Source organism: Siminovitchia terrae (assembly GCF_003605405.2).
In the GTDB taxonomy this organism is placed as follows: domain Bacteria; phylum Bacillota; class Bacilli; order Bacillales; family Bacillaceae_C; genus Siminovitchia; species Siminovitchia terrae.
This window is the reverse complement of record NZ_QYTW02000018.1, coordinates 76,402-91,509: the sequence shown is the minus strand read 5'-3', so window position 1 is coordinate 91,509 and position 15,108 is coordinate 76,402. Positions and strand designations below refer to the sequence as shown.

The following is a 15,108-nucleotide window of genomic DNA, read 5'->3' as shown; positions in this document are numbered from 1 at the left end:
AATGTCACCCTTTACTTTAAACTATAGCCTATAAAGTTAAAGGTGAGGTGAGTGGAGATGACATACATCGTTAAAACAACCAACTTAACGAAACAATTTGATAAACATACGGCCGTTTCAAGCGTTGATTTAAAAATTAAAGAAGGAGAAATTTATGGTTTTCTCGGTCCAAATGGAGCGGGGAAGTCAACGACGATTCGGATGCTACTAGGCTTAATGAAACCGACCGCTGGTGATATTCGAATTTTTAACCAAGATTTGAAAAAGCATCGAAAAGATATTTTAAAACAAGTCGGTTCATTAGTTGAAAATCCATCCTACTATCCGCATTTAACTGCAAAAGAAAATTTAGAAGTGTTGCGTAAAGTTTTAAAAGTACCTGAAAAGCGTATTTCGGATGTTTTAGAAATGGTGCGATTAAGTCATGTAGCAGATAAAAAAGTAAAAGGATTCTCACTTGGGATGAAACAACGTTTAGGAATTGCACAAGCTTTATTGCATGAACCGAAATTATTAGTTTTAGATGAGCCTACAAATGGTTTGGATCCAGAAGGCATTATTGAAATGCGTTCACTCATTAAAGATTTAGCAAAAGACGGAACAACAATTGTTATTTCAAGTCACTTGCTTTCGGAGATTGACCAAATTGCCACAACGATTGGTGTCATTGCAAAAGGAAAACTCATTTATCAAGATGATATTCAAACGATGCGTACTTTAGCAAAGCGCCGTTTACGTATGCGTGTGAGTGATACACAACAAGCGCAACAAATTATAGGTGGGAAAATAGAAGGAAAATGGTTGTACTGCGAGTCTCGTGCGGATGAGGAGGTTGCAGACGCCATTCAAATTTTAACTGAACAACATATTGCCATTTATCGTGTGGAAGAAGAGCAACGTTCTTTAGAGGCGATTTTCCTTCGGATGATAGAGGAGGCGTCTTGAATATGATGACGTTAATGCAAGCAGAGTTTGTCAAAATTAAACGCAAAGGATTTCTAGTGCTCGCCTTTCTTGGTGCGTTTGGTGTAGTCGCTATGCAAATGGTGAATTATGGTTTTCGAAAAGAGTGGTTAATGCAACAAAGCCCTGATTATTGGGGCTATTATTTAATAAACGTTCAGGGATTTATTCCTCTTGCAATTGTACTCGGTAGCATCATTTTAGCTGTTCAAATTGCAGGGGTGGAAGAGGAAACAAATGCCTGGAAGCAACAATTGGCATTGCCATTATCGAAAAAAGGGTTATATGCTACAAAATTTTTTGTTGTCCTCAGCTATTTAGTAGTTGCATCTGTCCTGTTAATTAATTTCACAATTGCTTATGGACTATCTTTAGAATTCGATCAAGCGATTCCATACGAAACAGTGTTTAAACAAAGTGTATTGCCTCTATTGGCCGTTTTACCAATTATGGCACTACAATTATGGATTTCTGTTGTGAGTAAATCACAAGCCGTTTCGATTACTGTAGGTATTGTACAATTTTTAATGACGTATTCCGCATTTTCATTCCCCGATTGGACGCCTTGGAAATGGATATATCTACCGAATCCAACATGGAATGTAGCACTGGGCATCAGTGTAGGTGTCGTTATATTTTTTATGGGTATGTACGATTTTTATCGGAAGGATGCGAAGTAAATGTTTGTATCACTACTAGAAGCGGAATGGTATAAGCTTAAGCGTAATAACATTTACGCATTACTGGTGATTGGTCCGCTCCTCACATTGTTTATAGGTGCGATAAATCCGGAGATGTCACAGATGGAAGGCTTCAATCCATGGTATATCTTATTTTTGTTTATGAATTTGCCCTATGCTTTATTATTCCTTCCTTTAATCACTGGAGTATTAGCAGGAATCGTTTGTCGCTATGAGCATCAAGCGGGTGGTTGGAAACAGCTCACTGCATTACCTGTTACGCGCTCACAAATATATGTAGCGAAATTTGTATTAATCGCAATGCTCGTCTTAGTGATTCAACTGATGTATGGCATCGTCGTTTATGCTGCGGGCATGATAAATGGATTTGAAGAAAGCTTCCCATTTATCGTGCTTGTCAAATTCATTTTTGGAGGTTGGGTGGCAACATTCCCGATGATTGCTTTACAACTTTGGGCCACGATGCATTGGCGCAGTTTTGCAGTAGCTTTTACCTTAAATGTTATTTTCACATTACCAGGGATTTTAGCGATTAATTCAGAACGTTTTGGTCCTTTTTATCCTTGGGCGCAACCATTCTTTATGATGTATGTAGAAGAAAATATGTCAGGGATTTTCTTTGTGCCAATAAACCAAGTGATTCTAGTAACAGGTGGTAGCTTTATCATATTTTTGCTGTTGGGCTTAATGAGTTTCAAACGTAAAACAATCTAAAAGGGGGGAGGAGGATTGAAGCAAAGCCCGCAGAAAGCGTCCCTTTAACATTGAAATTAAGATGAATTAAATAAAGAAGCGTGTTCAACCGTCATATAAAGATGCATTGCACCTACCCAAAACGGGTAGGGCTTTTTCTTTTAATAAAATGAATAAAGCCGGCTTGCATAACAAAGAATCTGGGCGACAGCACAATCATTGGAAATTTAGGTTAAACGCCTACTCTCGGGACAGTAGCGGAACGTAACATGGTATTGACCAAAACAATAACAAGGGAGCTGTTTTCTAATTGGCGGGTATGGAAGCGTGTGAATGTTGTGGAAATCATTTTTGGAAAAGCCAACTTTCGTTATTGCCAAATGATTGGTATCGTCCCATACGGAAATACTGTCCGCTGTGCTATCCTGATGTTTTAGAAGATTATACGAAACTTTATTTTGATTACAGATTTACATGAGTTAATAGAAGCCCCGCGCTGGCCGAGTTTTATTCCTTTGGTGGGTATGTCAAATAAAGTGTACTTACACACTTTATTTAACATACCCACCGACTTTATATCATACATTTCACTAGCGATTATGTGTGTTTAGGAAGTTTCTATCAAATGATCCCGGTTGCGCTTATATTGCGGGTTTCGATGATAGTGTAACTTATAATGGAGAAGCATTTCTATAATAACTGAAAATGAGGTTTGTATAAAAAAGACCTCTTGATAAGATGAACTTGTTCTAAGCTAGCCGGTAAACATTGTGAAGGCAACAACAAAAAAAGGATATTTTATTTCACACCTGATTTTAAAATTGAGGGCATGACAGCAACCATTATGCCAAATGATGATGCTTTATTCATCTTAACAAAACAGTCATTGCTGGAGAGTAATTTTATGTTCCCATTAACATCACACTGTTAATGAGAGGAAATATGAGAAATTTTGAGGAATTAAAATCTATTACCTAAATCATTAGCATATTTGAAGAGTTAATAGATTTATAGTTTTTACAAAAGAAATAGCAGTCAATGAAATTTTAACGGGATTTATCTTGAGTGGAGTTAGTATAAAACAACTTTGTCTTAGTTTTTGAAGCAAGCTTACCTAGCATTAGTAGGGAGGAGAACACATATTAATGGATAAATTAAAAACGATTTTGCAAGAAAAAGAAATTCAATATGAAATTATTTATCACGAAAAACAGATTCGTACAGCACAGGAAGGTGCAGATTATCTTGGAATTGAATTAGGTCAGACAGCGCCCACTTTAGTTCTCAAGTCAGAAAAAGGTTATTTTGCGATGATTGTTTCTGGGCTTAAGCGTGTTAATTTAGATGAAGTAAGAGGAATTATAGGATGCAACAAATTGAAAATGGCTACCCCAAAAGAGGTTCGACAGGTAACAGGGTACACAGTTGGAAGTGTTTCTTTAATCATTTCTTTGCCTTGTATCGTAGATAGAGCACTTTTCCGTTATCCAATTGTTTACGGAGGGACAGGAGAACCTGCATCGACATTGAAAATTGTCCCAAATGATCTAGAAAAAATAAATCAAGTTGTTGCTTTATTAGATTTAGATTAAAAGATATTGGAATATCTACAAATGAATTAAACACGGGTTTTTAGGTGGTGTATATTTGATCAAAGTAAAAGAAATTAATTAACGTCTAACAAGGATGGGATAGGTACTTTATTCGAAGAATTTATTTGTTCTAATGCCTATTCAATAGCTGAAGCAAAATATTTTTCTAATATGTACCCAAAAGCTTTATATAAAAATGATTTATTAATTGTTTTTTTATGTATAAGCTTGAAAAAGGGAGTTCAGAAGTGGAGATATGCCGTTTCATGTTAGATTATAAATATATAGGAAAAGGTTTAGGAAAAGAAAGTTTTAAGGAAATTATAGAATATTTTAAGAATCAGAAAGAAATAAATACAATCATATTAATGATTGATAAAGAAAATACTATTGCTGAGAATTTATATAACTCTTTTGGTCTTACTTTTACGGGCAAAATACATAAAGAAGAGTATTATTATTCGCTTAGCTTGTAGATTGCGTTTATGTGATATTAGAATGAATCCGTGGGCACATCTTAGTTAAGTCCTTACCAATAGAACAATTTTTCGATTAGATGGAAATAATATTGACCAACTATGGAAATTGCCAATTGAAAAAATGTTTGGGTGTCGAGAAACATTTCAGTAGCTGGACGGAATTCGAATATATGGCGAGTCAAGAAGAAAAGCTTCAGAATACAAAAGGCCGTTCGGATATGGAGATGCCGTGGGCGGCTTGGAATGGAGAACTTAAAATCAACTGGGACGTGACCAAGGAGCTTTTTGGAGAGGGGTACGTTCTGACTATGGAGGCATGATTTTTTATTGTGCACGGGATTTCGTCATACAACCGGATTTGGGCGTGTATACGTCCAAATCCAGTTTTTTTGTACCGGTAACCGGACGTTATACTCGTTGTTCCGGCAGCGTGCAGGCATGTAAAATAATAGGAGCATGCAAACATAAATATGTATTTTTAAAATAGATACGTTGATGGATCTGGCGAGATCAGCCGATGAGACACGTGGAAAGGCGGGAGACGATGAACGAATTACAAAGAAGCGCTTGAAGAGATGAAAACGGCGATTTATAAATGGTTAGACGAACAGGAAAATCGAAAGGACGTGGAGGAAGCGGTCAAGCGCACCATGCTGCAAATAGGCATCTTTAAAGACGTTATGCTGGATTATCGGCCGGGCAGGACCCGTGTAGACAGTTCGAGATCTGGAAGCTTTGTCCAGAACGATTACAACGAGGGAGGACAATTATCCTATGAATGATGCGTTAATGGAGAGACTCAAGATTTTCCTTCATCGGGAGGATAATCGCACACTAGTAGGCATTCCCACGAGCCAAGAGGAAATAGCCAAGGCACAGCAGCGGTTGAATATAAGCTTTCATGAGGACTATGTACATTTTATTCAGACGTTTGGGGGTGCATATGCGGGTCTTGCAGTACATGCATTCTCCAACGGCTCTAGCCTCGGAAATGAAACGGTTGTTGATTTAACGCTGGGGTTCCGAGAGGAATTCAAGGAGCTTCCCTTCGCTATGGTTTTACAAACCGGTTATGTCATTTCTTTGGATGGGACCGGCAATCCGATTATCATTAATCCGGCAGGGAAGGTTTTCATCTGTTATCACGATACCGAGGAGATCAAGTTATTAGCGGATTCATTCGAGGCGCTGATTGAGGAAAATTTTTATGAATGGTGAGTATGTATTAACTTCATTCAGCAGAAATTTCCCACTTCTGTAAGCGTATTGGTATTCCATTCAGTGGGGGTTCAAACCTTGGCTGAATGAAGTTAAAGCCTCCGGCGGATGCCACAGATTTTCAGCGGAAATTTATCGAGCTTCTCTCGATAAAATCTGGGCGCAAATACGCCAAGGCGCATTTGATTGAACTATCAAAGCACCAGGCGATTTGAATGGTGTTACTTAGTTTTACTTCTTGTGGATAAACACCATCTATTCCACGTATTATTTTCAAGTCCCAAATTCGCCCCAAGTACATGCTTTTTTATACATTATCCTGCAAATTGAGTTATACTAAGAAAGATAGTAAATGTTGATATATCACCGTTTTCAAGAGTTTTATACAAGTGTTTACACTGAAATAGTATTATACATTTTAAAAAGGAGCTGCACCATGAGTTCAAAAGAAATGGAAAAGAAAATCATCGACAGTTACCGTAAAGATGAGAAAATGATGATACTCGTATTTGCACAATGGTGCATCAATCATGATTTGATTCCTGAACAATTATATAAGAAGGCCTATCCGGGACAGGCGGAAAATCAAGCTTTGAAAGAGGCAATGGAATTGACGGTACCAAAGGAAGAAGCTGGAGATATACCAAATGATACTTTGCTCGGGGTGCTTTCCATGTTTGGAAATGAGGACCTGGCTTTCGTTGTGTCGGAAGAAATTCAAAGAAATAGATTGCTTTAAAGGAGGTGGGCGCGATGCCCCATGATGAGCAGAAAAAGAATAAGCTTAAGGTCATTCAATTCGACAAAGATCAAAACACACTTATTGAGTCGCTGCAGCCACAGGAAACCTTCGACGATGTCGGCGGTTTGGAAGAGGTAAAGAAAAAAATCCAGATGAGTTTTATTTTACCGTTGCAAAATCCTGAATTCTTCAAAGCTTATGGAAAGGAAGCTGGCGGCAGTCTCCTTTTATACGGGCCACCTGGCTGCGGGAAAACTTTTTTGGCAAAGGCGATTGCCGGAGAGATCAATGCCAATTTCTTACATATGGAATTACAAGCAATTTTATCAATGTATGTAGGCCAAAGTGAGCATAATCTTCATGACCTTTTTGAAAAAGCACGCGAACAAAAGCCTTGTGTTCTCTTCATCGATGAATTGGATGCGCTTGGTGGCAGTAGGCAGAATATGAGGCAGCACCATGAAAGGATGCTTGTGAATCAATTGCTTATAGAGCTTGATGGACTCAGCTCTCACAACAACGGCGTGTATGTTATCGGAGCAACCAATACTCCATGGTATTTAGATCCTGCCTTAAGAAGACCTGGACGGTTCAATCAATTGATTTTCATTCCACCGCCGAGCGAACAGGAAAGAGAACTGATTCTAAAATTAAAGCTGAAAGACAAACCGCAGGCTACACTGAATTTAAAAAAGTTTGCTGGCAAGTCTCAGCATTTCTCCGGCGCAGATTTGGAGCAGCTTGTATATGATGCGATTGAATCTGCACTTCAACGTTCATTGGAGACGGGAGAACTGCAGCCGCTGACTGACAATGATATCAATCACTCTCTAAAAGGACGGAAGCCAACAACGCTGGAATGGTTTTCAACTGCGAAAAACTATGCGACATTCAGCGACGTCAATAGAGATTATCAGCATGTGCTGGATTATATCAGGGATAATAAAATTCGTTAGGATGTGAGCTTCGTTGAATGAAAGTCTCCAATACTCACAGTTTGAAAGGGCGGTCCAGTTGCTTGAATGGAATCGGTATCAAGATTCCATCAAAGAAACAGAAGCGTATATAAAATTGTACCCGGATGATCCAGATGGCTATGCGTTGTTGGGAAAAATCTTTTTGGAAATGGACGAATATAAGAAGGCTCTTCATTGGGCCGAGGAAGCGCTGAAAAAAGATCCCGAAAATCCACTGGGATGGGAAGTCAGGGCAGGCACACTTTATACCCAGCAGAACTGGAAGGCTGCCAAGAAAACCATCACTGAAGCGATCATCCTCTTCCCCGAAAACAGTTATTACTATTTTTTAGATGGGAATATTTACAATCAACAAGGAAAGTTTCATCAAGCAAAGGAAAGCTTTGAACATGCTTTGAGATTAGATCCGCATAATACATTATATCTTGCCAATTATAGCTATGTTCAAAGCTTACTAGGAAATAAACAGGATTCAATTGAAATAGAGAAGCTTTCATTGGAATTGGATCCCGATAATTCTTTGATCTTTTTATATTTGGGCTGGGCAGCAGATCAAAGAGGCGAGTATGAAAAAGCTCTCAGTTTTTTAGAGAATGCTGTTCGTCTGGATCCCGAGAATCCACAAACACGTACCGAATATCTAGAGGTTTTGCAAAAACAATATAAAATTTACCGTTTTTTTCTGTTGCCGTCAAAACTCTTTTCAAAGCTTAAGCCATGGGCTGCCATACTGCTTTGGATTTTTCTGTGGATTGTTTTCAAACCCCTAGTTATTTTATTTATCATTTTGTACGGGGCGGCGCATTGGAGCACCAAATTGATTGTTAATTACAAGGTTTTTGGAACGGCGTTTGTGAAAAATAAAAAATAAAGGGTGGAACAATGGATGATTGATTTGAACTTGATACGAGAAGCCAGGGAAAGAATAGCCCGCAGTGTGAAAAAAACCCCAATCATGACTTCAGAAACAATTTCCAAAGATCTTGGCAATGACTTGTTCTTCAAGTGTGAGCATCTCCAAAAAACTGGCGCATTTAAAATCCGCGGCGCCTCTAATAAGGTCATTTATGAAGCCAACCGAAATACGAAACATGTAATTGCCGCCTCATCCGGAAATCATGGCCAGGCGGTGGCATACATAGCTAATCAGATTGGAATTTCTTCTACTATCGTCGTACCTGAAGATGCCGCCACTTGCAAAAAGGACGCCATTAAGGCTTATAATGGAAACATTGAATTTTGCGGGACTACATCAGAAGAGCGGATTGAAAGAGCCAAACAAATCTGTGAAGACGGAAAAGGTGTATTTATTCCCCCATACGACGATCCTTTAATTATGGCAGGGCAGGGAACCGCTGGGTTGGAAATTGTGGAGCAAATGGATGGGATTGATGAAGTATATGTTCCCATTGGAGGCGGAGGTTTGATTTCAGGTATTGCTACCGCCATTAAAGAATCGAACCCAAGCATCCGAGTCATCGGAGTAGAGCCGGCTATCGCCAACGACACCTATTTATCACTTAAGGAAGGAAAACGGATCAATATTGGCGGAAGTTCAACGATTGCTGACGGATTAAGAACTTCCATACCAGGTGAATTGACATTCCCGATTGTTCAACAGTATGTGGATAATATCGTACTGGTTGACGAAGAATCTATCAAGCAGGCTTTTACCTATGTATTAGCGAGAATGAAGCAGTTGATCGAACCTTCCGGCGCGGTCTCAGTTGCAGGGGCGATGAAAAGGAACCCTGAAGGCAAACGGATTGTCGCGCTTATTTCGGGAGGGAACGTTGATACTGAAGTGATTCCGAGTTTATTGAAATAAGAGGAGGGACGTTCAATTGAGCAAAGTGCTTGTACTGTACGGGAGTAGCAGAGCATCAAGCAATACGGAGCTTTTGACCAAAAAAGCCATTGCCGGGGTGAATGTAAAAGAAGTTTACTTGAGAGAATTTACCATCAAACCGATAGTGGATGGCCGGCATGCAGAACACGGCTTTGACGATGTGGACGATGATTATAACACGATTATTAAGCAAGTCGAACAAAGCGATATTATTCTTTTTTCAACACCTATATACTGGTACAGCATGTCAGGGTTGATGAAAAATTTTGTAGATCGCTGGTCACAAACTTTGAGGGATCCGAAGTTTCCGGATTTTAAAGAGAAAATGAGCAGAAAAAAAGCCTATGTGCTCGCGATTGGAGGAGACCAACCTCGTATCAAAGGTTTAGCCCTGATTGATCAATTTCGCTGGATCTTTGAATTTGTCGGAATGTCATTCGGCGGATACATCATCGGCCAGGGCAATAAACCGAATGAAGTTTTGCAGGATGAAGTAGCGTTACTTTCAGCAAAAAAGTTAAATGAGGAACTAAAAACATTGAACGCGGCAAATTGAAAAAAAGCTAACTCACTTGGACCATTACAAGAGGCCCAGGTAGGTTCTTACGAGATATTCGTATTTTTAACTGAAATATTCGCATATTATTGAAAAATCGACCTTTGTCGCCTCTGGTTAGATTTTAATCCGACAAAATGTCTTTTAGGTGTTGTACCTTTGCTAGCAAATCATCTGCTGTAGCAGCAAATATTGCGGAGGCCCTTTCGTATCTTGATTTCTGCAAGCGCCCGTTTGCTCCTCCTTTGATGGTGTAAACTGGCGCTTACATCCCTCTATTTTGGGAATACGTTTCATATAAATGGGCTCTTCGTTATCGCAGTTGCTAGTATTCCGTTGCTTTTCTATTATTAATTTTCTTGTAATTTAAGTGTAGTGATTATATAATAAATTCATAATCTGTTATACAACAATGGAACATCCCTTTTCGACAATACCTTACAGGTCATTGTTTTTTGTTTATATAAGCGTTTACAACCATTTGGGAGCATTATTTGCATAGTGCTTAATTCAATGAATTGAAATTTCATAAAATAATAGATTGAATGGTCGATTGGGGAAAATGCTACACCATTGTAGAAAGATGCTAGAAGAAGAAATGGGAGGAAAAAGAGCATGGATCAAAAAATTGCAGTCGCGAAAACCGATAGCTTTACCAATTATCCGCAGCAGCCACATGGCGGAAAGCTGGTAGACAGAGTGTTGAGAGGCAAAGAGCGGGAGGAAGAACTGATCAGGGCCAAGGAGCTACCCACCATTATGGTTGATTTGGAAGCTGTCATCACCCTTGAAATGATCGCTACCGGAGTTCTATCGCCCAATGAAGGTTTTATGAATGAGGCAGACTATAAGTCAGTACTCTATGAAGGTCGATTGAAAAACGGGGTGGTCTGGCCGGTTCCGCTCAGCTTTGCACCGATTGGAAACAGAAATAAAGAAGTTGTCGCATCTCTCTCCGTTGGCGATGAAGTAGCATTAGCCGATGAAACAAAAGAGCCAGTGGCCATCTTGAAAATAGAAGATCTTTTCTCTTATAACAAAGAAGAGCGGGCTGCCCAATTGTTCGGAACAACGGATCGCAACCACCCGGGTGTAGATTCGATTTTCCGCAGAATGGGGGACGTAGCATTAGGGGGACCCATTACACTTTTACGCAGGGTAGATTGGGGACCGTTTGAAAAAATTCGCTTGGAGCCAAAAGATACTTGGAGAATTTTTTATGAGGAAAAGAAATTTCGTTCGGTAGGCGGATTCATTACTGGTGCAAACCCGCTTCATAGAGGACATGAATATATTCACAAGAATGCCTTAGAGACAGTTGATGGTTTGTTAGTGCAGCCGTTAGTAGAAATGGCCAAACGGGAATATACGAGAAATGAGTTTCGTATGCTATCTTACCGCAGCGTTTTAGATACTTATTATCCAAAAGAGCGAGTCTCACTTGCTCCACTAAGGGTTACGTATATTTTTGCCGGACCGCGCGAAACTGTCTTACATGCATTAATTATGAAAAACTTCGGTTGTACGCATGCACTCATCGGCCGTGATCATGCCGGAGTCGGTGATTATTATGATAAATACGCGAGCCACTCGATTTTCGATCAGTTTTCTCCGGAAGAATTAGGTATTAATATTCAGTTGTACCATGAAGTCTTCTATTGTACTCGTTGCTCAAATCATGCGACTGAGAAAACTTGTTCCCATGATGATCGTTTCCGACTGAAAATATCTGGAACCGGTATCAGAGAAATGCTTCGTCACGGCGTTATGCCGCCAAAAGAAGTAGTTCGCCCTGAATCAAGCCGGATTGCTATGCAGGGAATACAGCCTAAAGGCTTGGACGAGGATCAAAGATCTATCTCTCCAGTGGGTAAAACAATTAAAAGCATGTTCCCATTCTATTTGGAAGCTACACGCCTCGGTGGAACATACCGTCGTGAGAACCTCACAACAGAGGAGCTGACTATGCGCGATTTGGAAGCAGCGACAATGGATGTTCGCTTGAACGCAGATCGAATTTATCAGGACATCTATGAAGAGTATACGTATATCGGTGATGCGAATCGTGATATTCAGAGACAATGGGTTACAGAAGCCCGAGAAGCCTTGCGTCAACAGCAGGAAATGGTTGTAGAAGATTTGGAAGAAAAGGTGAAGCAGGCTCCTGAAACAGCATCTGACGAATTTTTATATCAGGACAAAGAAGAATCTCAGCGAGAGCTTGAAGTCGCTCAAAAAATTCTTGAGGATATTCCTCCTGAGCTGCGTGCTGATAAGATTGAATACCGTGTATGGAATCCGCTGCCATATAACCGTTATCGCGGTAGTGATGAACCTGAAGAAAAATAAAATACCAAATGAAGTTGAAAACGCCTTCGCATTTAAAGGACCACTAAAAAAGTCCTAATATACAAAAATGCAGAAACCCTTAATGAGGATAAGGGTTTCTGCATTTTTAAGCGGAGGTTTTTCAATGTGGATATTCCATCTGGATGAAATTTGTAAATCATACCCTACTTTGGTCATATTTATCATAATCTAGTCGAAAATTTGAATCTATGGATGTATAATTAATAGTTGGAACAAATTAAACACGGAGAGGAGACCCTATTTTGATGGAATGGACATTGGGGGGCTTGTTTGCTGTCTCTGCCTTATTGCTTATCATGTCGGGGATTAAAGGACGCAAGGCCACCAAAGAAGAATTGAAAGAGATTGATATGATTCATGTATCCACTATGAATGAGATAAAAGATATTAAAGATTCAATTCGAAAAATGGAACTTGATATAGAAATTATCACGAATGAATCTAACCTTCCGATTTCCGCTGAGGAAAGAATTTTCAGGCGCGAAGTGTTGGATTTGTACAATCGGAAATATTCAATTGAAAACATAGCGGGTCAAAAAAAGGTATCAGAAAATGAGATCAGGCAAATTATAGCTCCTTACATAACCGAGAAGAACGAAAGGAGCAAGGTTACAAATGAAATTTAATCCTTTGGCCAGCTTTGCGGCCGGAGTTCTTCTGGCCACCACCGTTTCCAGTGCTGCCTATTTTTCAGTAAGAGGCGAAGCTTCAAAAGCTCCTGTAAAAACAACAGAAAAAGTGGAAATTAAAGAAAGCAAGCCATCTGAATCAGAAATGATCACAGACCTGGAGTCCTCCGGCTATATTGTACAGACGGCTGAAGAGTATAAGAAAAACCTAAAAGAAGCAAAAGTAATTGCAGAAAAAGAAGAAAAATCTGCAAAAGAAAAAGACAAGAAAGAAGTCGTTTACCGTGTAGTGATTAATGTAACGGACGGAATGACTAGTATCGATGTGGGCAAAATGCTTGTGAAGTCCAAAATCGTTGATGATGCATTTAAATTTTCAAAAGCTGTTGAGAAGAAAAAAGTGGAAAATAAGTTGCGTCCGGGCTCCTATGAAGTGGATAGTGATATGTCCCAAGACGAGGTCATTAAAGCAATCTTTAAATAAGGAACAAATACCCTATATCCAGCTGTTTAGAGCTGAATATAGGGTATTTTATTATTTTCCAATGAAGTTTTCTGTATAGAAGGGCCTGGAATCAGAATCAAAGGCGACACCAACTCCTAAGGCAGTATAGTCCGGGCTCAAAATGTTTTTCCGATGCCCCATAGAATTCATTAAACCTTCATGAGCAAAAATACTGCTTACCTGTCCGGTTGCAATGTTTTCCCCAGCCGCCAAATATGAGATGCTGTCCTGATCCAATCGATCGAAAGGGGAAAGACCTTCTAAATTCTCATGATTGAAGTAATTTTTATCAGCCATATCCGTACTATGTCCGCGTGCAGTCATCTTTACGTGATCATCCCAGGATAAAGCCGTGAGGCCGTGTTTCACTCTTACCGCATTGGTGAGATCGAATAATTGATACTCGAAACCACTCTTTAATTCCTGAGTCCCCGGAGCAAAGAAATCTTTCCTCTCTTGTTCAAGGCTATTGCTGATGATTTGTAAAGCTGTCACTGTATCATTTTTATGCTGATCAAAAAACACTGTCACATAGCCATTGTCCTGTTCATAGATGTTATATTCGCCATTATTTTGGACTTGGTACGTGACAAAGCCTTTTCTGATCCCTTTTACAGGCTCTCCGAGCTTTTGAACAACAGACTCTTTTGAGTCATTTAGTTTGATGTCGAGCTTTGATGAGACCAAGTCCTGGTTTGTATATAACCCGGCAACTTTTCCCTGTTCATCATATGCAGCCATGAAAAAATTATGATAATTTTCATGGTAGGTGTACCATTTGACTCCATATTCATTGTAGGATGCACGATTTTCTTTCCCCACCTGTTTTTCAACCTCAGCCTTTGTATCGCCAATTTCGATATTGTGCACTGAAAACGTTTGTTCCTCAGGTGCTTTTAACGAAGGTGTTTCCACTTGCTCTTGTTGATCACGATTCTCTATGCCCTTAATTTCTTTTTTTAAGGATTGAAGACGATCTTTTATTTGAGCAAAGGTATTAGCAACTTCAGGCTCCTCTTTTATCTGCTCAACGGATGTTTGGACATAATTGATAACAGATTGAACAGACGCCACAACATGCTCATTTCCCTGTTTATATAAAATGAAGCCTGCAATTAGCAAAAATATAAACAACGTTCTAAAAAACTTCAAACAGGAACCTCCTAACATTGTTTCAAAGATTTCCATGATTTTAGCCGATACAAAATGATTCGATAACTCTATTCTATAATGTAGACAAAAGAAATGGAAATGAGGCGCAGTTGGTATATAAAGGGTGTGTGAAAAGTACCTGGAATTATTTAGCTCTTAGCAGAAAAAGACGAGTGCCTGTGCAAAATGAAGCTTCCTGCACATTTGCCGATAAACTCGAAGTTTCTCTTTGCAGAGGATTGACACAAGTGTTATAACTGTATATACTGTTTATATTCAGTTATAACGAATAGAGGAATGTTATTTAGTGGATATTATTATTTCAAATTCTTCAGATGAACCAATTTACTTACAGTTAGCAAATCAAGTAAAAGAACAAATCGTAAAGGGAGAATTGGTAGAATCACAATCACTCCCATCCATTAGGAATCTGGCAAAGGGACTAAAAATAAGTGTGATTACAACTAAAAGAGCCTATGACGAATTAGAAAAAGAAGGGTTTATCGTTACCGTCGCGGGAAAAGGTTCATATGTCGCAACAATCAACAAAGAATTGTTTCGTGAAACAAAAATAAAAATGATTGAAGAAATAATGACAGAAGCAGTCGATTCAGCGAAATTGGTTGGCCTTACTTTGGAAGAACTGCAAGAGATAATAAAAATAATATACGAGGGGTGATAA

19 protein-coding genes are annotated in these 15,108 nt (G+C 39.2%); 18 read left to right on the top strand and 1 reads right to left on the bottom strand.

The window, feature by feature from the left end:
- Positions 1–57: 57 nt before the first annotated feature.
- From D5F11_RS16685 to D5F11_RS16610, 17 genes are all read left to right on the top strand, one after another.
- Complete coding sequence (locus D5F11_RS16685) at positions 58–945, top strand: ABC transporter ATP-binding protein (protein WP_120117636.1); 888 nt, start codon at positions 58–60, stop codon at positions 943–945.
- Positions 946–947: 2 nt separating this feature from the next.
- Entirely contained in the window at positions 948–1,643 is a 696-nt protein-coding gene (locus D5F11_RS16680; protein ID WP_120117637.1) for an ABC transporter permease, read from the top strand.
- Positions 1,644–2,378, top strand: coding sequence for an ABC transporter permease (locus D5F11_RS16675; protein ID WP_120117638.1), 735 nt, complete (start codon positions 1,644–1,646; stop codon positions 2,376–2,378).
- Positions 2,379–2,626: 248 nt separating this feature from the next.
- Positions 2,627–2,794 (top strand): hypothetical protein, encoded by a 168-nt coding sequence (locus D5F11_RS26655; RefSeq protein ID WP_185830755.1) that lies wholly within the window; start codon positions 2,627–2,629, stop codon positions 2,792–2,794.
- 708 nt (positions 2,795–3,502) lie between these two features.
- Positions 3,503–3,949, top strand: a complete 447-nt coding sequence (locus tag D5F11_RS16670) for an aminoacyl-tRNA deacylase (protein WP_120117639.1) — start codon at positions 3,503–3,505, stop codon at positions 3,947–3,949.
- A gap of 218 nt (positions 3,950–4,167) precedes the next feature.
- Positions 4,168–4,425 carry a GNAT family N-acetyltransferase gene (locus D5F11_RS16665; protein WP_120117640.1) on the top strand — a complete coding sequence of 86 codons (258 nt, stop codon included), beginning with the start codon at positions 4,168–4,170 and terminating at the stop codon, positions 4,423–4,425.
- Between the two features lie 116 nt (positions 4,426–4,541).
- The gene (locus D5F11_RS16660) at positions 4,542–4,748 is read left to right on the top strand and encodes a hypothetical protein (protein WP_126646619.1); all 207 of its coding nucleotides are present in this window, start codon (positions 4,542–4,544) and stop codon (positions 4,746–4,748) included.
- Between the two features lie 255 nt (positions 4,749–5,003).
- Positions 5,004–5,210 (top strand): DUF6138 family protein, encoded by a 207-nt coding sequence (locus tag D5F11_RS16655; RefSeq protein WP_120117642.1) that lies wholly within the window; start codon positions 5,004–5,006, stop codon positions 5,208–5,210.
- Entirely contained in the window at positions 5,203–5,646 is a 444-nt protein-coding gene (locus D5F11_RS16650; RefSeq protein ID WP_120117643.1) for an SMI1/KNR4 family protein, read from the top strand. Before D5F11_RS16655 ends, D5F11_RS16650 begins: the two co-directional genes overlap by 8 nt.
- A 436-nt stretch (positions 5,647–6,082) precedes the next feature.
- Entirely contained in the window at positions 6,083–6,385 is a 303-nt protein-coding gene (locus D5F11_RS16645) for a hypothetical protein (protein ID WP_120117644.1), read from the top strand.
- 14 nt (positions 6,386–6,399) lie between these two features.
- A complete protein-coding gene (locus D5F11_RS16640; protein ID WP_120117645.1) occupies positions 6,400–7,344 on the top strand; it encodes an ATP-binding protein in 945 nt (314 codons plus the stop codon).
- A gap of 13 nt (positions 7,345–7,357) precedes the next feature.
- Entirely contained in the window at positions 7,358–8,236 is an 879-nt protein-coding gene (locus D5F11_RS16635; RefSeq protein WP_120117646.1) for a tetratricopeptide repeat protein, read from the top strand.
- Positions 8,237–8,251: 15 nt separating this feature from the next.
- A complete protein-coding gene (locus D5F11_RS16630) occupies positions 8,252–9,193 on the top strand; it encodes a threonine ammonia-lyase (RefSeq protein WP_120117647.1) in 942 nt (313 codons plus the stop codon).
- A gap of 16 nt (positions 9,194–9,209) precedes the next feature.
- On the top strand, positions 9,210–9,770 hold the full coding sequence (locus D5F11_RS16625) for a flavodoxin family protein (protein WP_120117648.1): 561 nt from the start codon (positions 9,210–9,212) through the stop codon (positions 9,768–9,770).
- 615 nt (positions 9,771–10,385) lie between these two features.
- Positions 10,386–12,119, top strand: a complete 1,734-nt coding sequence (locus D5F11_RS16620; RefSeq protein WP_120117649.1) for a sulfate adenylyltransferase — start codon at positions 10,386–10,388, stop codon at positions 12,117–12,119.
- A 266-nt stretch (positions 12,120–12,385) separates the two neighbouring features.
- Positions 12,386–12,766, top strand: a complete 381-nt coding sequence (locus D5F11_RS16615; RefSeq protein ID WP_120117650.1) for a hypothetical protein — start codon at positions 12,386–12,388, stop codon at positions 12,764–12,766.
- Entirely contained in the window at positions 12,756–13,253 is a 498-nt protein-coding gene (locus tag D5F11_RS16610) for an aminodeoxychorismate lyase (RefSeq protein WP_120117651.1), read from the top strand. Before D5F11_RS16615 ends, D5F11_RS16610 begins: the two co-directional genes overlap by 11 nt.
- Positions 13,254–13,304: 51 nt before the next feature.
- Here the strand turns inward: D5F11_RS16610 and D5F11_RS16605 are convergent, their stop codons facing one another.
- Positions 13,305–14,426 (bottom strand): CAP domain-containing protein, encoded by a 1,122-nt coding sequence (locus D5F11_RS16605; RefSeq protein ID WP_245998241.1) that lies wholly within the window; start codon positions 14,424–14,426, stop codon positions 13,305–13,307.
- Positions 14,427–14,733: 307 nt separating this feature from the next.
- Here D5F11_RS16605 and D5F11_RS16600 point away from each other — a divergent pair, with 307 nt between their 5' ends.
- The gene (locus D5F11_RS16600; RefSeq protein ID WP_120117652.1) at positions 14,734–15,105 is read left to right on the top strand and encodes a GntR family transcriptional regulator; all 372 of its coding nucleotides are present in this window, start codon (positions 14,734–14,736) and stop codon (positions 15,103–15,105) included.
- Positions 15,106–15,108: the final 3 nt, after the last annotated feature.